Source organism: Massilia sp. DWR3-1-1, from assembly GCF_049898325.1.
Classification (GTDB): Bacteria; Pseudomonadota; Gammaproteobacteria; order Burkholderiales; family Burkholderiaceae_D; genus JAFCUW01.
Genome location: NZ_JAFCXL010000005.1, coordinates 69,075 through 87,644, shown reverse-complemented (window position 1 = coordinate 87,644; position 18,570 = coordinate 69,075). Strand labels below are relative to the sequence as shown.

17 protein-coding genes are annotated in these 18,570 nt (G+C 63.8%); 5 read left to right on the top strand and 12 right to left on the bottom strand.

The features are described 5' to 3' along the window. Nucleotides 1-27 precede the first annotated feature (27 nt). From pilQ to ACP7EY_RS06930, 5 genes are read right to left on the bottom strand one after another with little or no spacing between them, the layout of a single operon-like run. Nucleotides 28-2,202: a type IV pilus secretin PilQ gene (gene pilQ, locus ACP7EY_RS06950; RefSeq protein ID WP_426191819.1), complete on the bottom strand. Its 2,175-nt coding sequence runs from the start codon at nt 2,200-2,202 to the stop codon at nt 28-30. Further along, on the bottom strand, nt 2,199-2,741 hold the full coding sequence (locus tag ACP7EY_RS06945) for a pilus assembly protein PilP (RefSeq protein ID WP_426191817.1): 543 nt from the start codon (nt 2,739-2,741) through the stop codon (nt 2,199-2,201). The genes pilQ and ACP7EY_RS06945 overlap by 4 nt, the downstream gene beginning before the upstream one ends. After that, a complete protein-coding gene (locus tag ACP7EY_RS06940) occupies nt 2,738-3,409 on the bottom strand; it encodes a type 4a pilus biogenesis protein PilO (protein ID WP_426191815.1) in 672 nt (223 codons plus the stop codon). Before ACP7EY_RS06940 ends, ACP7EY_RS06945 begins: the two co-directional genes overlap by 4 nt. 9 nt (nt 3,410-3,418) lie before the next feature. Beyond that, entirely contained in the window at nt 3,419-4,060 is a 642-nt protein-coding gene (locus ACP7EY_RS06935; protein ID WP_426191813.1) for a PilN domain-containing protein, read from the bottom strand. Further along, the gene (locus tag ACP7EY_RS06930) at nt 4,060-5,133 is read right to left on the bottom strand and encodes a pilus assembly protein PilM (RefSeq protein WP_426191811.1); all 1,074 of its coding nucleotides are present in this window, start codon (nt 5,131-5,133) and stop codon (nt 4,060-4,062) included. The genes ACP7EY_RS06935 and ACP7EY_RS06930 overlap by 1 nt, the downstream gene beginning before the upstream one ends. Nucleotides 5,134-5,535: 402 nt before the next feature. On the opposite strand from ACP7EY_RS06930, the gene ACP7EY_RS06925 reads away from it, so the two are divergent. Then, on the top strand, nt 5,536-7,905 hold the full coding sequence (locus ACP7EY_RS06925) for a penicillin-binding protein 1A (protein WP_426191809.1): 2,370 nt from the start codon (nt 5,536-5,538) through the stop codon (nt 7,903-7,905). A gap of 42 nt (nt 7,906-7,947) precedes the next feature. Here ACP7EY_RS06925 and cyaY read toward each other — a convergent pair whose 3' ends face one another. Continuing rightward, nucleotides 7,948-8,274, bottom strand: a complete 327-nt coding sequence (gene cyaY, locus ACP7EY_RS06920) for an iron donor protein CyaY (RefSeq protein WP_426191807.1) — start codon at nt 8,272-8,274, stop codon at nt 7,948-7,950. Nucleotides 8,275-8,327: 53 nt separating this feature from the next. Here cyaY and lptM point away from each other — a divergent pair, with 53 nt between their 5' ends. Both lptM and lysA read left to right on the top strand, forming a co-directional pair. Continuing rightward, entirely contained in the window at nt 8,328-8,510 is a 183-nt protein-coding gene (gene lptM / locus ACP7EY_RS06915) for an LPS translocon maturation chaperone LptM (RefSeq protein ID WP_426191805.1), read from the top strand. A gap of 42 nt (nt 8,511-8,552) precedes the next feature. Further along, nucleotides 8,553-9,845: a diaminopimelate decarboxylase gene (gene lysA / locus ACP7EY_RS06910; RefSeq protein ID WP_426191803.1), complete on the top strand. Its 1,293-nt coding sequence runs from the start codon at nt 8,553-8,555 to the stop codon at nt 9,843-9,845. On the opposite strand, the gene ACP7EY_RS06905 is transcribed toward lysA, so the two are convergent. The 5 genes from ACP7EY_RS06905 to ACP7EY_RS06885 all read right to left on the bottom strand — a co-directional run bounded on the left by ACP7EY_RS06905 (nt 9,838) and on the right by ACP7EY_RS06885 (nt 15,654). Further along, nucleotides 9,838-10,488: a sulfite oxidase heme-binding subunit YedZ gene (locus ACP7EY_RS06905; RefSeq protein WP_426191801.1), complete on the bottom strand. Its 651-nt coding sequence runs from the start codon at nt 10,486-10,488 to the stop codon at nt 9,838-9,840. The genes lysA and ACP7EY_RS06905 overlap by 8 nt on opposite strands. A gap of 2 nt (nt 10,489-10,490) precedes the next feature. Beyond that, the gene (gene msrP / locus ACP7EY_RS06900) at nt 10,491-11,468 is read right to left on the bottom strand and encodes a protein-methionine-sulfoxide reductase catalytic subunit MsrP (protein WP_426191799.1); all 978 of its coding nucleotides are present in this window, start codon (nt 11,466-11,468) and stop codon (nt 10,491-10,493) included. A gap of 127 nt (nt 11,469-11,595) precedes the next feature. Then, on the bottom strand, nt 11,596-12,759 hold the full coding sequence (ccsB, locus tag ACP7EY_RS06895; protein WP_426191797.1) for a c-type cytochrome biogenesis protein CcsB: 1,164 nt from the start codon (nt 12,757-12,759) through the stop codon (nt 11,596-11,598). A 24-nt stretch (nt 12,760-12,783) separates the two neighbouring features. Then, a complete protein-coding gene (locus ACP7EY_RS06890; protein ID WP_426191795.1) occupies nt 12,784-14,886 on the bottom strand; it encodes a cytochrome c biogenesis protein ResB in 2,103 nt (700 codons plus the stop codon). Between the two features lie 78 nt (nt 14,887-14,964). Further along, entirely contained in the window at nt 14,965-15,654 is a 690-nt protein-coding gene (locus ACP7EY_RS06885; protein WP_426191793.1) for a c-type cytochrome, read from the bottom strand. Nucleotides 15,655-15,841: 187 nt separating this feature from the next. Between ACP7EY_RS06885 and yihA the strand changes: the two genes are divergently transcribed. Beyond that, nucleotides 15,842-16,558, top strand: a complete 717-nt coding sequence (gene yihA / locus ACP7EY_RS06880) for a ribosome biogenesis GTP-binding protein YihA/YsxC (RefSeq protein ID WP_426191791.1) — start codon at nt 15,842-15,844, stop codon at nt 16,556-16,558. Between the two features lie 8 nt (nt 16,559-16,566). Further along, entirely contained in the window at nt 16,567-17,574 is a 1,008-nt protein-coding gene (gene hemB, locus ACP7EY_RS06875; RefSeq protein ID WP_426191789.1) for a porphobilinogen synthase, read from the top strand. A 65-nt stretch (nt 17,575-17,639) separates the two neighbouring features. On the opposite strand, the gene ACP7EY_RS06870 is transcribed toward hemB, so the two are convergent. Then, nucleotides 17,640-18,545, bottom strand: coding sequence for a hypothetical protein (locus ACP7EY_RS06870; protein WP_426191787.1), 906 nt, complete (start codon nt 18,543-18,545; stop codon nt 17,640-17,642). Nucleotides 18,546-18,570 lie beyond the last annotated feature (25 nt).

Genomic DNA, 18,570 nt, shown 5'->3' with positions numbered 1-18,570 from the left:
GCGTGGCCGCGGCGCAATGCGATGTCATTAGCGGGCGGGCGGTGCGTCGGCGACGATTTTCGGCGTCAGGAACACCAGCAGTTCGGTTTTCGTCGTTTCGCGGCCGGTGGTCTTGAACAAGTGTCCCAGGAAGGGCACGTCGCCCAGCAGGGGCACCTTGGTGGCGCTGGTGCGGTCGGTTTGCTGGTAAATGCCGCCAAGCACGACGGTGCCGCCGTTTTCGACCCGCACCTTGGTTTTCACGTGCTGGTTGTTGATGGCGAAACCGGCCGGCGTGACGTCGCCCTTGGAATCCTTGTTCACTTCGACGTCGAGCATGATGTTGCCGTCCGGGGTGATCTGGGGCGTCACTTCCAGGCGCAAATTGGCCTTTTTGAAAGTGATCGAGGTGGCCCCGCTGCTGGTGGCGACCTGGTAGGGCAATTCGATACCCTGCTCGATGACGGCGACCATCTTGTCTTCGGTCAGCACGCGGGGATTCGACAGGATCTTGCCCTTGCCGTCCGCTTCCAGCGCCGACAGTTCCAGGTTGAGGAAGCGGTTGGCGGCGGCCGAAAACAGGGAAAACGCCACCGTGGCCGGCGGCACCGTGCCGATGGCGGCGGCGGGCAGGTTGATCAACTGGCTGTTGGCGAAGGAGTCGGCGCCAGAGACCTGGCCACTGACCTGGCCCGCGCCGGTGAGGTTGCCGCCGATGGCGAGGCGGTTGTTACCGCTGAGCTGATAGCCGCCATCGCCGTTGCGCTGGGTGCGCAGGTCGGAAAAGCCCAGCTTGGCGCCCAGGTTGCGGCTGAAACTGTCGTTCGCTTCCACCAGGCGCGCTTCGATCAGCACCTGCTTGGAGGCGATGTCGGTCTTGAGGATCAGGCGGCGGATGTCTTCGATCTTCGAGGCGATGTCGGTGACGAACATCTGGTTGGTGCGGGCGTCGATGATGGCGCTGCCCCGCTTGGAGAGGATGCGGTTGCGGCTTTCGGGGCCGGCGTCGATGCCCAGCACGGTGCGGAAGGACTCGGCCTTCTGATAGTTCAGCTGAAAAATTTCCGAACGCAGGGGCTCGAGGTCGGCAATTTGCGCGCGCTGCTCGAGTTCGAGCTTTTCCTTGCTCAGCAATTCTTCCTTCGGCGCGATCCACAGCACCGTGCCGTTCTTGCGCATGTCGAGGCCCTTGGCCTGCAGGATCACGTCAAGCGCCTGGTCCCACGGCACTTCCTTCAGGCGCAAGGTCAAGTTGCCCGTCACCGAATCGCTGGTGATGATGTTCAGGCCCGAAATATCGGCAATGGCTTGCAATGCCGCCCGCACTTCCACGTTCTGGAAATTGAACGACAGCTTTTCACCCCGATAACCGGGCCCGCCCGCGGTCAGCTTGTTGGGGTCTTCCTTGACCGGCTTGACGTCGATCACCAGTTGGGTGTCGCTCTGGTACACCGTCTGCTCCCAGGCGCCGCGCGCTTCGATCGTCATGCGCGTGTTCTCGCCCTGCGGCGCGGTCGTCACCAGCGACACGGGGGTGCCGAAATCGGTGACGTCGAGGCGGCGGCGCAGGCTGGCCGGCACGCCCGTGTTCATGAAATCGACCAGCACCTTGCTGCCCACCTGGCGCACGTCGACCGCCACCTGGCTGTTGGGCAGATCGACGACGATGCGGCCTTCGCCGTTGGCGCCCCGCTTGAAGTCGAGGTCGCGCAGCATTTGCCGGCCAGGCGGCAGTTGCTGCACCTTCACGGGCAGGCCCGCGCTGTTGACGGCCTGGGCGACGCCGCCCGAGCCTTCGACGGTGACGATGACGGACTTGCCGTCGATGGCGGTGGCGTAATTGAGGGGCCGCTTGAGGTTGAGCACCAGGCGCGTGCGCTCGCCCGCCTGGGCCACATTGACGCTGCGCAGGTCGCCCACATTGAGGTCCTGGCTGTTCTTGCCGGTGGCGTTGGCGGTGGCGCCGAAATCGAGGGCGATGCGGCTGGGGTTGCTGATCAAAAAGCCGATCGGCAATTTTTTTGGCGCCGTGCGCATGCCGATATTGACGATCACGTTGCCGCCATGGGCGCTGGCGGTGATCGATTCGATGGCGTTATCCTGGGCTTGGGCGGGCTGCGCGGCGGCGGGCGCCTGGGCCAGCGCTGCGGGCGCCAGCAGGGCCAGGCAGCTCAGCGCCAGTGCCGCCTGTCGTCCAATGCGGGAAATTTTTAAAGTGCTCATTTTTTTGACTCCTTACTTTCCTGCAATTCCAGCTTCGCCAAGCGCTCGACCCATTCGCCGCCCGCATCTTGCACCACTTCCTTGATACTCACGGCCGATTCACCGACGGCGATGATGGTGCCGAAATTCTGGCCGATCCGCTGGCCCGCCCTGACCTGGTAGACCTGGCGGTCAAGCTGCAGCAGCGCGTAGTTGACGCCCGCCTTTTGCATGGTGCCGACCATGCTCAGGGTGTCGAGCGGATAGTTTTCCAGCACCTCCTTGCGGCGCGCCATGTCCGGTTTGAGCCGGTCGACGTTGGTGTCGGCCACCCGCGCCAGTTCGGCCAGCAGTTTATTCGGCGTGAACGGATCGAGGCTCTCGCGCGCCATGTAGGCGAACGGAATAAACGTCTTCGGCTCGGCGATCGGCTTGACGGAGACCTTGGTGTCGCGTTTGACCTGGTCCATCCAGGTCTGCACTTCGTGCACGTTGCTGGCGCCGCAGCCGGCCAGCAGCAGGGCCGCAGCGAGGACGCAAAGACGGATCGGGCGCATCATTTGGCCGCTCCCTTGGCAGCGCGCTCGCGTTCAAGGCGGGCCTTGCGCTGGGCATTGGCTTCGTCCGGATCGAGGTAGCGGAACGTCTTGGCGACGGCGTCGAGCACCAGCGCGCCATCCTTGCCGGCGATGAGCGACATATTGTTGAGGGTGACGATGCGCGGCAGGTTGGCCATGTCGGCGGCGAAGGCGCCGATGTCGTGGTAACTGCCGGTCACCTTGATGTCGATGGGCTGCTCGGCGTAGTAATCGCGCACCACCACCTGGCCCGGCCGGAACAGGTCGAACTGCAGGCCGCGACCCAGGCCCGCCTGGTTGATATCGGACAGCAAGGCCGCCATCTCCGCCTTGTTCGGCAACTGTTTCTGCAGGCGCTCGACGTACTGGTCGACCTGCACCTTCTGCGCCGTGAGCGCCTCGAGGTTGATGGCCTGGGCCATCTTGATCTTGTACTGGTCGCGCAAGCCCAGTTCGGCCGCGACGAGCCGGTCCTGGGTCTCGAACTGGTTGCTCCAGTAAAACCAGTAACCGAGGCCGACCACGCCCACCATCACCCCGATCGCACACAGCACGCGCGGGGCCAGCGGCCACAGGCCCGGATGGCGTCCGGCCAGACCTTCGAACTGGCTGCCGATCGAGGCGCTGAACTCTTTGAGATTGATATCCATGGCCATTCCTTACTTCGGCGCTGCCGCGGGTTGGGACGTGGCGCCTGGCGCCGCCGCGAGCGTTTTCACGCCCGGCTTGTCGCCATCCTTGTCGCGCGGGCGCTTGATGCCCACGGTGAGGACGAATTCCACGACCTTCTTGCCGGCTTTACTTTGCTGCAAAATTGCCGCCTTTACTTCCGTCAATTCGGGACGATCGAGCCACGGCGAATTGCCGGCCAGGTTGCGCAGCAGTTCGGCCACCCGCTCCTGCGACTGGGCAAAGCCGGTCAGGGTGACGCGCTGACCGTCCTGCTTGACGCTTTTCAGATACACGCCCGACGGCGTCTGCTTGACCAGTTCGTCGAGCAGGTAGACGGGCTGATTGCGGTCGCCCTGCAGGTCTTCGACCGCTTGCTGGCGCGCCTTGAGCGCTTCGATCTCTTGCTTGAGGGTGGCGATGGCGACAATTTTCTTGTCGAGTTCGGTGTTCGCCCGCGTCAGCAGGCCATTTTTCTCTTCCTGGATGGCGATCTGGGTGGCGTTGTAGCCGCCCACGGCCAGCACGACGACGGCGCCGAGGATGCCGCCGAGTGCCATCAGGGCGGCGAACGCGGCTTTCTTCTGCTTGCGCTTGGCCTCGCGGTGCGGCAACAGGTTAATGCGTATCATCAGCCGAACCTCCTCAGGGCCAGCCCGCAGGCGACCAGGTAGGCCGGCGCTTCGGCGCGCAGGCTCGCTTCGCGCACGCCGGGTGCCAGCGCCATGCCCTTGAAGGGCGAAACGACAGCGGTGGAAATCTTGGTGCGGGCGGCGACGATATCGAGCAGGCCCGGCATCACGGCGCAGCCGCCGGCCAGGTACAGCTGGTCAACCCGGGTGTACGGCGTCGAGGTGTAGAAAAACTGGATGGCGCGGGAAATTTCCGAGGCGGCGTTTTCGAGAAACGGCGCGGCGTAATCGGCCTGGTAACCATCGGGCAATTCGCCGGCGCGCTTCCTGGCGTCCGCTTCTTCGAACGACAGGCCGTAGGCGCGCACCAGGTCGGCGGTGAGCTGGTTGCCGCCGAACGGCTGCTCGCGCTCATAAATGGTTTCGCTGCCGATCATGACGGAAATCTGGGTGACGGCGGCGCCGATCTGGAACAGGGCGACGATCTGTTCGGACGCCCCCGGCTGGATCGAGGTGACGCGCTCGAGGGCGGCGCGGGCCGCATACGATTCGATGTCCATCACGGTGGCGCTCAGGCCCGCCGCTTCGGCAATCGCCACCCGGTCCTCGACCTTTTCCTTGCGCGCCGCCGCCAGCATGACGTCGATGTCCTCGGGCGAATTGGTGGCCATGCCCAGCACGTCGAAGTCGAGACTGACTTCATCGAGGGCGAACGGGATGTACTGGCTCGCTTCGGATTCGACCTGCACTTCGAGCTGGTCTTCCGACAGGCCGGCCGGCAAGATGATTTTTTTGGTGATGACGGAGGCGGGCGGCATGCCCATGGCGACCAGCTTGACCCGGGTGCCGCTTTTTTTCCACACGCGGCGCACGGCCTCGCACACTTGCTCCATGTTTTCGATGTTGCCGTCGACCACGGCGCCGCGCGGCAAGGGCTCGGACGCGTAGCGCTCGAGCCGCAGTGCGCCCTTGCCGGCGTCGGCCAGCTCCACCATGCGGATGCCCGAGGTGCTGATATCCAGGCCGACCAGCGGGGGGCTGACTTTGCCGAACAGGGAAGCTAGATTTATCATTCCGACCGTACTCCTCAACTACCGCGATGCCGATACGGCCTGCAAGATGACATTGCCGAACCGATATCAATCGCGCTCAACGACGTGGAATTTGTTAAAAAACCGCCACTTAGCTGAATCACGTAAGGCGGCACATTAAATCGTAGCAACACTCTTCGCGGGGTGTAAAGGTATTTCTACATTGGAACATTCGGTGTACGGGCGTGGATGCCACACTCTGTGAGCGGGCCGACATCACAGTTGTCGGCTGCACCACTGGAAGGGGGGCCGGCCATTATAAACTGCCATCGGAGTTGACCTTGAGGCAAACTTTCCCCCTTGCAGTACCCCCTTGCCGAAGCGGGAATTGCCGCAGGGCTCCCGTATAATGCACGGGTTTAGTTAACTGAAAGATGTGCGCGCATGAAGTCATCGAACGGCTCGACAAAATCCGACAAACAGGCCCGGTCCTCGCAGGCCACGCCCGGCGGCCGGCCGCTCACGCCCAGGCGTATCGCGCTGATCGTGGCGGGTGTGCTGGGCGGCGGCGCGCTGGCGGCGGTGCTGGTGGTGGTGTTCGCGCTGGCGATGGCCTATCCGAACCTGCCGGCACTGGACACCCTGACCGATTACCGTCCGAAAATGCCGCTGCGGGTGTTCTCCGCCGACGGCGTGCTGATCGGTGAATTCGGCGAGGAGCGGCGCACCCTCGTGCGGTTTGCCGAGATCCCCACGGTGATGAAAAAAGCCGTGCTGGCCATCGAGGACGACCGCTTCTATTCGCATGGCGGGGTCGACTACCTGGGCATCCTGCGCGCTGCCGTGCACAACGCCACCGGCGGCGCCCGCCAGGGCGCCTCGACCATCACCCAGCAGGTGGCGCGCAACTTCTTCCTGTCGTCCGAACAGACCTTGAAGCGCAAGGCCTACGAAGTGTTGCTGGCGTGGAAAATCGAAAAAAACCTCAGCAAGGACCAGATCCTCGAGGTCTACATGAACCAGATCTACCTGGGCCAGCGGGCCTTCGGTTTCAGTTCAGCGGCGCAAATTTATTTTGGCAAGAATCTGAAAGACATCACGGTGGCCGAAGCGGCCATGCTGGCCGGCCTGCCGAAAGCGCCGTCGGCCTACAACCCCGTGGTCAACCCCAAGCGCGCGCGCATGCGCCAGCAGTACATCCTCGTGCGCATGCACCAGCTGGGCTACATCACGGACGCCCAGTTTGAAACGGCCAAGGCCGAGCCCCTGAAAATCAAGACCGACAGCGGCGAGTTCGGCGTGCACGCCGAGTACGTGGCGGAAATGGCGCGCCAGCTGGTCTACGAGCAGTTCAAGGAAGAAACCTACACGCGGGGCTTGAACGTGTTTACCACCGTCACCAAGGCCGACCAGGACGCCGCTTACCTGGCGCTGCGCCGCGGGGTGATGGACTATGAAAAGCGCCACCCTTACCGGGGCCCGGACGCCTACATCGACATTCCCAACGTGAAGGAAGACGCCGACGAAGCGATCGAGACGGAGCTGGCCGAGCACCCCGACAGCGACGACATCATCGCCGCCATGGTGCTGCAGGCGAACGCCAGCGGCATCGTCGCCGTCACCGCCTCGGGCGAAGAAATCCGCATATCGGGCGCCGGCCTGGCGTTCGCCCGCGAATGGCTCTCCGACAAGGCCGCGCCCAACCGCCGCCTGCGCCGCGGCGCCGTGATCCGCGTGACCCAGGAGGGCGGCGCCACCTGGAGCGTGACGCAGATGCCGGAAATCGAATCGGCCTTCGTCGCCGCCGACGCCACCGACGGCTCGATTCGCGCCCTGGTGGGCGGCTTCGACTACAACCGCAACAAGTTCAACCACGTCACCCAGGCCTGGCGCCAGCCCGGCTCCTCGTTCAAGCCCTTCATCTATTCGGCCTCGCTCGAGCGGGGACTGTCGCCGGCCACCATCATCAACGACGCCCCGATTTCCTTCGATGCGGGCCAGACGGGCGGACAGGCGTGGGAGCCGAAAAACTACGACGGCAAGTACGACGGCCCGATGACCATGCGGCGCGGCCTGACGAAATCGAAGAACATGATTTCGATTCGCATCCTGCACAAGATCGGCGCCAAGTATGGCCAGGAATACACGAGCCGCTTCGGCTTCGATCCCGACAAGAATCCGCCCTACCTGACGCTGGCGCTGGGCGCGGGCTCGACGACGCCGTTGCAGATGGCCGGCGCCTACGCCGTGTTCGCCAACGGCGGCTACCGGGTCAGCCCCTTCCTGATCTCGAAAGTGACGGACGCCGACGGCAAGATCCTGTCGCAGGCGGCGCCCGACAAGGCGGGCGTGGACGGCAACCGCGTCATCGACGAGCGCAATGCCTTCCTGGTCGACAGCATGCTCAAGGACGTGGTGCGCTATGGCACCGCCACCAAGGCGCTGGTACTGAAACGGGCCGACCTGGCCGGCAAGACGGGCACCACCAACGATTCGATCGACGCCTGGTTCGCCGGCTACGCGGGCAATATGGTGGGCATCGCCTGGATCGGTTACGACCAGCCGCGCAACCTGGGCAACAAGGAAACGGGCGGCGGCCTGGCCCTGCCCATCTGGATCAACTACATGCAAAAGGCGCTCAAGACCGTGCCCGTCGAAGAGCGCGTGGTGCCGGCCGGACTGGTCCAGTATGGCGACGAATATTATTATGCGGAGAACCCGCCGGGGACGGGTGTGCAAAGCCTGGACGTGGGCACGCGCGGCACGCCGGCCGAAGAGAAGCAGAAGGATGCGGTCAAGAACGAGTTGTTCTGACGGGTGCAAGGCGAGGGGGACGGGTCGTCCCCCTGTGGGAACTTACAGTGTGACGGTGGCGCCGCCCTGGCCGCTGGCCAGGGTCGACAGGGCGGCGAACAGTTCCGAGCCGTCGCGGGTGTTGATCCACTGCGCGTCCACCCGCTTGTAGTGGTAACCGCCCGCCTTCGCCGCCACCCACAATTCCTGCATGGGCGCCTGGCTGTTGACGATGATCTTGCTGCCGTTATCGATGAATTCGATCTCGAGCACGTTACCGCTGCGCTTGCATTCGACGTCGATGACGTCTTCATCGTTGAGGCGGTCCATGGCCGCCTCGATGGTATTCAAGGTGCTTTCGGCCAGGTCCAAAAATTCTGTTTCGCTCATGCTACACTCCAAGTCGTGGTCCAAATTCCATCAATCAGACAGTGATTCTAAACGTGAAGTCTCTTCCCGCGCTCGCGCCCGCAATTGTGTTCTGCCTCGCCCTGCCCGGCTGCGGCCAGACCGGCCCCTTGTACATGCCCAAAACCGTCGCCCGGCCCCCCGTCGTGCAGCCGGCGCCGGTGCCCCCGGTGATCTCCACCGTACCCGCCCAGCCCGCTGGCACGCCGTCGCCATAACACCGTATCCACCTATTAACCCGCAAGTACGATCAGCCCGCCATGCCCCACACCACGCCATACTTTGATTACCACGATGGCGTCCTGCACGCCGAAACCACCGCGCTGTCGTCCGTCGCCGCGCACTATGGCACGCCCCTGTACGTGTATTCGAAAGCGGCCTTGCTGCACAATTTCGATGCCTACGCCGACGCCTGCAGCGGCCGCCCGGCGCTGGTGTGCTACGCCATGAAGGCCAATTCCAACCTGGCCATTCTCGACCTGCTGGCGCGCCGCGGCGCCGGTTTCGACATCGTCTCCGGCGGCGAACTGCTGCGCGTGCTGGCGGTGGGGGGCGATCCCCGCAAAGTGATTTTTTCCGGTGTCGGCAAGAGCGTCGAGGAAATGCGCCTGGCGCTCAGCCACGACATCCTGTGCTTTAACGTCGAGTCGATCCCCGAACTGCACCGCCTCAATGCCGTGGCCGGCAGCATGGGCAAGACCGCCCGCATCTCGCTGCGCGTGAACCCGAATGTGGACGCCAAGACCCACCCCTATATCGCCACCGGTCTGAAGGCGAGCAAGTTCGGCGTCGCCTTCGACGATGCCATGGACACCTACCGCGTCGCCGCCGCCCTGCCCCACCTGGAAGTGGCCGGCATCGATTGCCACATCGGCTCGCAACTGCTCGACGACGCGCCCCTGCTCGAAGCACTCGACAAGCTCATCGACCTGATCGACGACCTGGCCCTCGAAGGCATCGTGCTGCACCACCTGGACATCGGTGGCGGCCTGGGCATCGATTATGGCGAAGCGGGCGAAGCGCCGCCGGTGCCGGTGGCCGATTACCTGGGCCGGCTGTTCCACCGCATCGACCAGTGGCGCCGCGAACGCCATGACGGCGTGCCCATCAAGGTCATTTTCGAGCCGGGCCGTTCCATCGTCGGCAACACGGGGGTGCTGTTGACCACCGTCGAATACCTGAAAAAAGGCGAAGAAAAGAATTTCTGCGTGGTCGATGCGGCCATGAATGACCTGATGCGCCCGGCCCTGTACCAGGCATGGATGGGCGTGCAGCCCGTGCAGCCGCGCAGCGGCACCTCGGCCGACCTGTACGACGTCGTCGGCCCCGTGTGCGAATCGGGCGACTGGCTCGCGCACGACCGCATCCTGTCGGCCGAACCGGGCGATGTGCTGGCCATCATGAGCGCGGGCGCTTACGGCCAGTCGATGGCATCGAACTACAACACGCGCGGGCGCGCCGCCGAAGTGCTCATCGACGGCGCCACCGCCCACCTGGTGCGCGAACGCGAACAGGCGGCCGACCTGTTCGCGCTGGAAAAAGTGGTCAAGTAAGCGGATCGCCGGCGCGCGCCGGCATTGCCGCGCGCGCCGGCTTGCGCAGTTTCCAGTAAAGCCGCATGCCCAGCAGCAGCGCCACGATGGCGCCGAAGATGATCGGCTCCTGGAAATTGTGCTTGGCCGCCTTCATCCACCAGAAGTGCAGGATGCCCAGCGGCGCGATCAGGTAGATCAGCCGGTGCAGCCATTGCCAGCGCTTGCCGCCCAGTGCGCGGATCATGGCGTTGGTGCTGGTGGCCGCCAGCGGAATGAGCAGCACGAAGGCGATAAAACCGACGGTGATGAAGGGCCGCTTGACGACGTCTTTCCACATGGCGGCCAGGTCGAAGAAATGGTCGAACCAGAGGAAGGTCATGAAGTGCAGGAAGGCGTAGAAAAACGCAAACAGCCCCACTTCGCGGCGCAGTTTCACCAGCCAGTTCCAGCCACTCAGGCGGCGCAGCGGCGTCACCGCCAGGGTGATGCACAGAAAATACAAGGTCCAGTCACCCGTGCCGCGGGTGATGTGCTCGAGCGGCTCGACCAGCTGCCCGCTCACCGTCAGGTAGGCCATCTTCGCCACCGGTATCAAGCCCAGCAGGAAAATCATCGCCTTGATGGCGCTGACCTGGCGCGCGCCGGGGGTGAAGGCCGCCATGATCAGAAGTTCTTTTTCAGGTCCATGCCCGTGTACAGCGAGGCGACATCGCTGTAGCCGTTGAACATCAGGGTCTTGCGTTTTTTCTGGAAGAAGCCGTCTTCGCCGATCCGGCGCTCGCTCGCCTGCGACCAGCGCGGGTGGTCGACGTCAGGATTGACGTTCGAATAGAAGCCGTATTCGGACGGCGCCGAGACATTCCACGCGGTTTTCGGCATCTCCTTCACGAAGCGGATCTTGACGATCGACTTGGCCGATTTAAAACCGTATTTCCAGGGCACCACGATGCGCACGGGGGCGCCATTCTGGTTCGGCAGGACCTGGCCGTACATGCCCACCGTCAGCAAGGTCAGCGGGTGCATCGCCTCGTCCATGCGCAAGCCTTCGACGTAAGGCCAGTTGAGCACGCGGCTGTTCACGCCCGGCATTTGCTTGGGGTCGGCCAGGGTGACGAATTCAATGAACTTGGCGTTGCCCGTCGGCTCGACCTTCTTGATCAGGTTCGACAGCGAGTAACCGATCCACGGAATGACCATCGACCAGCCCTCGACGCAGCGCAGGCGGTAGGCGCGCTCTTCCAGCGGGGCCAGCCTGGTCAGCGCATCGATGTCGATCGTCATGGGCTTGTTGACTTCGCCCTCGATCGACACCGTCCACGGCCGGGTTTTCAGGGTGTGGGCGTTGACGGCCGGCTCGGACTTGTCGGTGCCGAACTCGTAGAAATTGTTGTAGGTCGAGGCATCCTTGAACGGCGTCGGCTTGTCCAGCGCCGAGTAGGCGGGGTTGAGCTTGGCGGCCAGTTTGGCCGCCGGCGTCTGCGCGAACGCTTCGCGGTTGGCCATCTCCCACAGGGCGCCGCCGGCGACGGCGCCCAGCGCCATCTTCTGGATGAATTCACGGCGCTGTTCGTAGACGGCCTGCGGCGTGATTTCGGAGGAGTACGGTACATCGAGTCCGTTCGGACGGCGTGGGATCTGCATGGCGTTCCTTAACAATCAGTGGTGTGAAACTGCACCTTCACAGGATGGGGCGCAATCCTTTAATTTGCCTTAACCATACACCAAATTGTTACATTGTTTCGTGCGCTGACCCGCTGATGACCTGCCCTTACAACTTGCCATACGAGTGCAAACCCGACAGGAACATATTCACTCCCAGGAAGGCAAACGTCGTCACCAGCAAGCCCACCAGCGCCCACCAGGCCGCCACCCTGCCGCGCAGCCCGCTCATCAGGCGCATGTGCAGCCAGGCCGCGTAGTTGAGCCAGACGATCAGCGCCCAGGTTTCTTTCGGGTCCCACGACCAGTAGCCGCCCCAGGCCTCGGCGGCCCACAGGGCGCCCAGGATGGTGGCCACCGTGAAGAAGGCGAAGCCGACGGAAATGGCCTTGTACATGACGTCGTCGAGCACTTCCAGCGGGGGCAGGCGGTCGACCAGGTAGCCGTGCGACTTGAGCAGGTAGGCCGCGCCCACCATGGCGGCCAGGGCGAAGGTGCCGTAGCCGATGAAATTGGCGGGCACGTGGATTTTCATCCACCAGCTTTGCAGGGCCGGCACCAGCGGCTGGATGTCGGCGGCGTCGCGCGTGACGGTGTACCACAGCAAGAAGCCAACGGCGGCGGCAATCACCAGCAGCACGAAGGCGCCCAGCTGGCGGGTGCCGTAGTGCTGTTCGTAGTACAGATAAAACATGGCGGTGATCATCGAAAACAGGATGAACACTTCGTACAGGTTCGACACGGGGATGTGGCCGACGTCGCTGCCGATCAGGTAGGACTCGTACCAGCGCACCATCATGCCGGTCCAGCCCAGCACCACGGCCGCCCAGCACAGCTTGGAGCCGACGGCGCCGCCGAACGGCGAGCGGGCCACCAGGCCGATCCAGTAGAACACGGTGGAAAACACGAACAGGGTGCTCATCCACAGGATCGCCGACTGCGACGACAGCATGTATTTGAGGAAAAATTTCTTGTTCGCCATATCGAGATTGCCCCCGTACAGCGCGATGGCGCAGAACGCCAGCACGGCCACCAGCGGCATCAGCGTGCGCACCGGTTTCCAGTGCCAGCCCAGGGCGGCGAAGGTGGGCACGGCGCAGACCAGGATGGCTTGCTCGTAGACATCCATGAAGCTGCCGTAGCGCTGCAGGGCGAAGCCGGCGCCTGCCGCCAGCACGACGGCGAACAGCCAGTCGAGCACCTGCAAGCGGCGGAAATAGCCGGGCGCCTGCACGTAGGCGGCGGCGCCGGGCGGTGTTTGTGATAATTCCATCGTAGTCTCCTGAACCGGGCCAGCTTACGCCGATTGCGCCAGCTTGGCTGTCATATCGTTAAATTCGTGCTCGAAATCGAGCGTCTTGCGCTGGGTGCTCATGGCCATCAAGCCTTCGCTGCCGCCATCGCTGTCGGCAATCCAGATCCACAGGCGCCGCTCGCGAATATAAAACATGGAGAACACGCCCAGGATCAGCAGGAAGCAGCCCAGGTAGACCACTTTCTTGCCGGGCGAGCGCGTCACCTGCAGCACGGAAGCCTTGACCTCGACGAACTCATCGAGCTGCAGGTAGACGGGGGCGCCGTAAAACACGCTGTCCGACAAGGCCAGCATCGACAGTTGCAGGAAGCGGGCGTGCGCCTCGCTGGGCGCGGCCGGCGCCAGTCCGGCGCCCTCGCGAGCCACTTGCCACAGCTGCCACAGGCTGCCGTCGAGCATCTTCATGAAAATATTCGCCGCCTTGGTCTGTTCCTCGGCCGGCACCTTGATGCCTTCGATGAATTTCGCCACCGCGGCCAGGCCGCCGTCGCCGGCACCCTTGCCGGCGAAAATGGCCAGCGTGCGCGCGGTCGACTCCTGCAACTGGGCCGACAAGGCGGCCGCTTCGGCACTGGCAGCGGGCGGAATGGCCTGGCGCGCGTAGCGGGCAGCCGCCTCGGCACGCATGACGGGGTTGGCGAGGGCGGCGCGCAGGCTCATCCAGTCGCGCACGCTGTGGGCGTCGTCGGCGGGAATGCGCAGGAAACGAAATGCCTCCGCTTCGCTGGCGCGCATGCCCGACAGGTAGACCTGGCCGCCATCGATGGTGACGGGCTGCATGTAATTCTGGTATTCGCGCGCCTGGCCGGTGCTGTCGCGCAGCTTGTACTGGACGCTGGGGCCCACGTTCTTCAAGTCCTTGTTGTTGGCGTTCTTGGCGGCCGAACCGGAATGCTTGTCCAGGCTGGCCGACAGTTGCTCGTTCAGGCTGCTGCCCTGCTTGACGGCGCGGGCATCCTGGCTGCCCAGGTTTTCCACGTTGAACGGCCGAAACCCCGTCCATTCGATGCTGTACTGCTCGTTGCCGCGCTTGAAGGGCGTGGCGGCATTGACTTCGCCCTTGACGGGAAAGCCGCTCGCGTCACTGCCCGTCATGGGGAAACCGGTCAGCGTGAGCTTGCTGCCGCCGTCGCCGAAGCTGGACTGGTAGACCGCCACCCCTTTGTAGATGAGCGGCTTGTTGACCTCGATGGTGGCCGGAAAGGTGCGATTGGTCTCGTGGTCGCGGATGACGACGTCGCTGGCGAACAGTTTCGGCATGCCCGTCGAATAGAAATCGATGTGGAATTTTTTCAGCTCGATCGTGAACGGCAACTCCTGCACCAGCACCCCGGTCGCTTGCGGAATGATGGCCACGGGGCTGCTGCCCCCTTCGGGAATCTCGGTGTTGCCGCGGAAGGTGGGATTGCCCAGTCCCAGCCGGTGCTGGGCGGGAATCTGCGAGATCAGGCCGTTGCCGGCAAACGGCGTCTTGCCCATGAACCATTGCTGGAAGCGGATGGGCAAATCGGAGTCGAGCATGCCGCCCACCAGGATGACGATGATGGCGCTGTGGGCAAAAATGTAGCCGAGCTTGTTAAACGCGCCCTTCTTGGCCGCCACCAGGACGCCGTTCGGCTTGGTGACGACCTTGGCCTGGTAGCCCGCGTCGGCCAGCCGCGCCACGCTCTGGCGTGCCAGTTCGGCCGGCGCCAGGGCCGTGCGCCACACCGCCTTGTGGTGAAAATTGCGCAGCGATTCCTCGCGCACGTTCTCGCGCCAGCTGCGCATGTCGCGCAGCATGCGCGGGCCGTTGCGGGTGATGCACAGGGCCGTCGAGGCAATCAGGAACACCAGGATCAGCAGGAACCACCACGCCGAGTACACCGCGTACAGGCCCAGGTGCTTGAACACCTCGAACCAGAACGGGCCGAACTGGTCGACGTAGTTGGGCATGGGCGCGTTTTGCGGCATCACCGTGCCGATCATGGCCGAGATGGCGATGATGGCAAGCAAGCTGATGGCAAAGCGCATCGACGACACCAGCTCGACGACATCGCCAAGATAGGGGGGCCGACGGCGTGATTCGATTTCCTTACTGCGCATTGATTAATCCTGGTTGCAACAAAAAAGGGCGGCCCGCTGACGCGTGCCGCCCCACTTCACCGCGTGCGTGATAGCCGCCTATTTTAAGCCGGCGATGTAATCGGCAACAGCTTTCATTTCGTCGTCGGACATGCGCTGGGCCAGCGTGCTCATGGGCGCGCTGTTCTTGCGGCCACCGCTGCGGAACGTGGTCAGCTGGGCGACCGTGTAATCCTGGTGCTGGCCGGCCAGGCGCGGGTACTGGATGGGCAAGCCATCGCCGGCGGCGCCGTGGCAGCTGGCGCAGGCGGCCACGCCCTTGTCGGCGATGCCGCCCCGATAAATCTTGCGGCCCGTTTCCAGCGTGTCCTTGTTCCTGGCCGCGCCCGCTTTGGGGACCTGGCTGGCAAGGTAGGCGGCGACGTTTTTCTTCTCGTCGTCCGTCAGCATTTTCGAATAGGCCGTCATGATGGGGTTGACGCGGTTGGGGCCGGTGAAGTCGACCAGCTGCTTGTAGACGTAATTCGAGACCTGGCCGGACAATTTCGGGTTGGCGACGATGGTCGAGTTGCCGGCGGCGCCGTGGCAGGACACGCAGGCGGGCAAGCCGCGCGCGGCGTCGCCGCTGTCGTACAGGGTGGCGCCCTTGGCGGGATCGACTTTCGCGGCCGGCGCGGCGGCGGCGCCGTGGCCGGCGTCCTGGGCCTGGGCCGTGCCGGCGACGATGGCCAGAACGATCAGCGATTTCACAAATGCCGTGACGGCGGACGGGAACAAAGCTCGATTCATTCAAACACCCTGACCATGTAAAAATTGATTTTATTGAGGGACGCCCGGCCGATGCCCTGCAGCAGGCGGTCTCGCGCCTGCAATTTTTCAGGTCCCCCGTCAAGGCGGGATGCGGACATCGTAACCTCTTATTGTACAATAGCTTTCTTGCGTTATCGCCAGCTTTTATTGCAATTTACCCCACTCCATGTCCAAACTCTGGCAAGCCCGATTTTTTACCACCGTCAACCAATTGCGCGATCTGCCGACCACCGTCGCCCCAGAAATCGCCTTTGCCGGCCGCTCCAACGCCGGCAAATCGACGGCCATCAACATCCTCACCAATCAGAAGGGGCTGGCGTTCGCCTCCAAGACCCCCGGTCGCACCCAGCACATCAATTACTTTTCCATCGGTGGTGCCCACGTGGGCCAGCACCGCAAGGACCCCACCCGTCTCGACGAAATCGAAGCGTTGCTGGTCGACTTGCCCGGCTACGGTTACGCGGAAGTGTCCGGTTCGGCCAAGCTGCACTGGCAAAAGCTGCTGGGCGATTACGTCCAGCGCCGCGAGCAACTGGCCGCGCTGGTGCTGATCATGGACTCGCGCCGCCCGTTCACCGACCTCGACATCCAGATGCTCGAATGGTTCGCCCCCACCGGCAAGCCGATCCACTGCATCCTGACCAAGGCCGACAAGCTCAACCGCAACGAGTCCACCAACGCCCTGCGCAAGGCCGAGCAAATGCTCGCCAGCTACGTCGATGAAGACGGCGAAGGCTTTCCGTTCACCGTGCAACTGTTCTCCGCCCTCAAGCGCGTGGGCATCGACGAAGCGAACGACAAGATCATCGACCTGCTCGGCCTGGTCGATGTGGAAACCGACCCCGACGCCGTGCTGGTCGACCCTGTAGACACCGAGGACTAACGCCCACCATGCCCGCCCATATTCCTGCCGCCTACCCGTCGATCCGCCTGCGCCGCATGCGCCGCGATCCGTTTTCGCGCGCCCTGATGCGTGAAAACACCATCACGCCGCACGACCTGATCTATCCCGTCTTCATTCTCGACGGCGCAAACGAGCGCCAGCAGGTGGCGTCGATGCCGGGCGTGGAGCGGGTATCGGTCGACCTGCTGCTGGAAGTTGCGCAAGATTGCGTCAACCTGGGCATTCCCGTGATCGCCCTGTTTCCCGTCATCGATGGCGCCCTCAAGACCTACGACGGCGCCGAGGCGACCAACCCGGACGGCCTGGTGCCGCGCGCCATCAAGACGCTCAAGGCGCACTTTCCCCAGTTGGGCATCCTGACCGACATCGCGCTCGACCCCTACACCACCCACGGCCAGGACGGCCTGCCCGACGAGAACGGCTACATCGTCAACGAAGCGACCATCGACATGCTGATCAAGCAGGCGCTCACCCATGCGCGGGCCGGGGTCGACATCGTGGCGCCGTCGGACATGATGGACGGGCGCATCGGCGCCATCCGCGCCGCGCTGGAAGATAACGGCCACATCCACACGCGCATCATGGCGTATTCGGCCAAGTATGCCTCGGCGTTTTACGGCCCGTTCCGCGACGCCGTCGGCTCCTCGGCCAACCTGGGCAAGGCCGACAAGAACACCTACCAGATGGACCCGGCCAACTCCGACGAAGCCTTGCGCGAAGTGGGCCTGGACCTGGCCGAAGGGGCCGACATGGTCATGGTCAAGCCCGGCATGCCCTACCTGGACATCGTGCGGCGCGTCAAGGACGAGTTCCGCGTGCCCACCTTTGCCTACCAGGTCAGCGGTGAGTACGCGATGTTGAAGGCGGCCGCGCAAAACGGCTGGCTCGACCACGACAAGGTCATGATGGAGTCGATGATGGCGTTCAAGCGGGCGGGCGCGGACGGCGTGCTGACGTATTTCGCGCGCGATATTGCGCGACTGCTGCAGCGCTAATCACGCGCCAGCGGTATTCGACAACAAGGGGGCGGGCGCGCATGCGTGCCCGCCCCCTTGTGCGTTTAACGACGCGGCGGCTTGTATTCCGGGAACATCTCTTTGAACAGGAAAGCCTGCAGTTCGGCCGTGTCCTGTGGCCGTGCACTCATTTTGACCACCCGCTGCAAGCGGTGCGAATCCCAGTCGAAGTCGCCGGTTTTTTCCTTGCGAATCAGTTCGATCATCTTATTGACGATGGCCGTCTCGATATCGCGCTCCGTGCCCTGCTCCACCGTCACCTGCTGCAGCCAGCGCCGCTTGAACGTCGGATTCCAGCCGCGGAACTTGACGTCGGCACGGTTGAAGGTCTTGTTGGTGATCGAAAATACACCACCCGATTCATTGTTGTCGTCGCCACGCGAGCGGCCGTTGGCGGAGGCAATATTGGCCATCGAAATACGGGTGGCCTTGGCGTTCTCGCTCTCTTCGCCCGGGGCCTCGCTGGGGTCCTTGGCCCCACGCGCCTTGCGCCGCGCTTCCACATAGGCTTGCATGTCCGTCTCGGGCGGCGGCGTCGACTTGGCCGGGGTGGGCGGGGCCTGCTCGACCACTTGCACGGGCGGCGGTTTATCGTCCGGCAAGGTGATGGTGTTGGGCAGCCGCTTGACGTTGACCGGCTGCGGTGTCGGCTTGCTCTTCGGTGCTTTCTTGGGCGCCTGCTGCTGGGGCGGCGTCTTCTTCGGCTTGCCTTGCGGCAGCGGCGCGATGTACACCATGGTGGCGCCGGCCGGCGGCGGCGCGTGGCGCTCGTGGTTCGGTTGCAGAAAGTAAATGGCGATCAGCAGCAAGTGCAGCAGCACCGTGACGGCGATGCCGGTACGACTGGTTTTTTTCCGGCCGTACTCGCTCACGCCGGCGACCGGCAACGCTTGCCCGCACAGGGCGCAGATCTCGTCGTCGGTATGGGTGTGATGGGGGTGGTCGCGCAAAATAAGGGTCTGCTCAATCAATGTG